This is a genomic window from Klebsiella sp. K-Nf6, assembly GCF_002806655.1.
GTDB lineage: Bacteria > Pseudomonadota > Gammaproteobacteria > Enterobacterales > Enterobacteriaceae > Klebsiella > Klebsiella variicola.
Genome location: NZ_PIBN01000043.1, coordinates 1 through 1,711, shown reverse-complemented (window position 1 = coordinate 1,711; position 1,711 = coordinate 1). Strand labels below are relative to the sequence as shown.

Annotated in this window: 1 rRNA gene; it reads right to left on the bottom strand. The window is 53.0% G+C overall.

What is annotated here, in order from left to right:
* Window positions 1-25 precede the first annotated feature (25 nt).
* Window positions 26-1,565 (bottom strand): 16S ribosomal RNA (locus CWM61_RS28490).
* Window positions 1,566-1,711 lie beyond the last annotated feature (146 nt).

The following is a 1,711-nucleotide window of genomic DNA, read 5'->3' as shown; positions in this document are numbered from 1 at the left end:
CACTACAAAGGCAGGTTCTTTAAGGTAAGGAGGTGATCCAACCGCAGGTTCCCCTACGGTTACCTTGTTACGACTTCACCCCAGTCATGAATCACAAAGTGGTAAGCGCCCTCCCGAAGGTTAAGCTACCTACTTCTTTTGCAACCCACTCCCATGGTGTGACGGGCGGTGTGTACAAGGCCCGGGAACGTATTCACCGTAGCATTCTGATCTACGATTACTAGCGATTCCGACTTCATGGAGTCGAGTTGCAGACTCCAATCCGGACTACGACATACTTTATGAGGTCCGCTTGCTCTCGCGAGGTCGCTTCTCTTTGTATATGCCATTGTAGCACGTGTGTAGCCCTGGTCGTAAGGGCCATGATGACTTGACGTCATCCCCACCTTCCTCCAGTTTATCACTGGCAGTCTCCTTTGAGTTCCCGGCCGGACCGCTGGCAACAAAGGATAAGGGTTGCGCTCGTTGCGGGACTTAACCCAACATTTCACAACACGAGCTGACGACAGCCATGCAGCACCTGTCTCACAGTTCCCGAAGGCACCAAAGCATCTCTGCTAAGTTCTGTGGATGTCAAGACCAGGTAAGGTTCTTCGCGTTGCATCGAATTAAACCACATGCTCCACCGCTTGTGCGGGCCCCCGTCAATTCATTTGAGTTTTAACCTTGCGGCCGTACTCCCCAGGCGGTCGATTTAACGCGTTAGCTCCGGAAGCCACGCCTCAAGGGCACAACCTCCAAATCGACATCGTTTACAGCGTGGACTACCAGGGTATCTAATCCTGTTTGCTCCCCACGCTTTCGCACCTGAGCGTCAGTCTTTGTCCAGGGGGCCGCCTTCGCCACCGGTATTCCTCCAGATCTCTACGCATTTCACCGCTACACCTGGAATTCTACCCCCCTCTACAAGACTCTAGCCTGCCAGTTTCGAATGCAGTTCCCAGGTTGAGCCCGGGGATTTCACATCCGACTTGACAGACCGCCTGCGTGCGCTTTACGCCCAGTAATTCCGATTAACGCTTGCACCCTCCGTATTACCGCGGCTGCTGGCACGGAGTTAGCCGGTGCTTCTTCTGCGGGTAACGTCAATCGATGAGGTTATTAACCTCACCGCCTTCCTCCCCGCTGAAAGTGCTTTACAACCCGAAGGCCTTCTTCACACACGCGGCATGGCTGCATCAGGCTTGCGCCCATTGTGCAATATTCCCCACTGCTGCCTCCCGTAGGAGTCTGGACCGTGTCTCAGTTCCAGTGTGGCTGGTCATCCTCTCAGACCAGCTAGGGATCGTCGCCTAGGTGAGCCGTTACCCCACCTACTAGCTAATCCCATCTGGGCACATCTGATGGCATGAGGCCCGAAGGTCCCCCACTTTGGTCTTGCGACGTTATGCGGTATTAGCTACCGTTTCCAGTAGTTATCCCCCTCCATCAGGCAGTTTCCCAGACATTACTCACCCGTCCGCCGCTCGTCACCCGAGAGCAAGCTCTCTGTGCTACCGCTCGACTTGCATGTGTTAGGCCTGCCGCCAGCGTTCAATCTGAGCCATGATCAAACTCTTCAATTTAAGTTTGATGCTCGTGAATTAAACTTCGTAATGAATTACGTATGTTCACTCAGAGACTTGGCATTCATTTTTCGTCCAAGGACGTTAAGAATCCATGTCACTTTGAGTGCCCACACAGATTGTCTGATAAATTGTTAAAGAGCAGT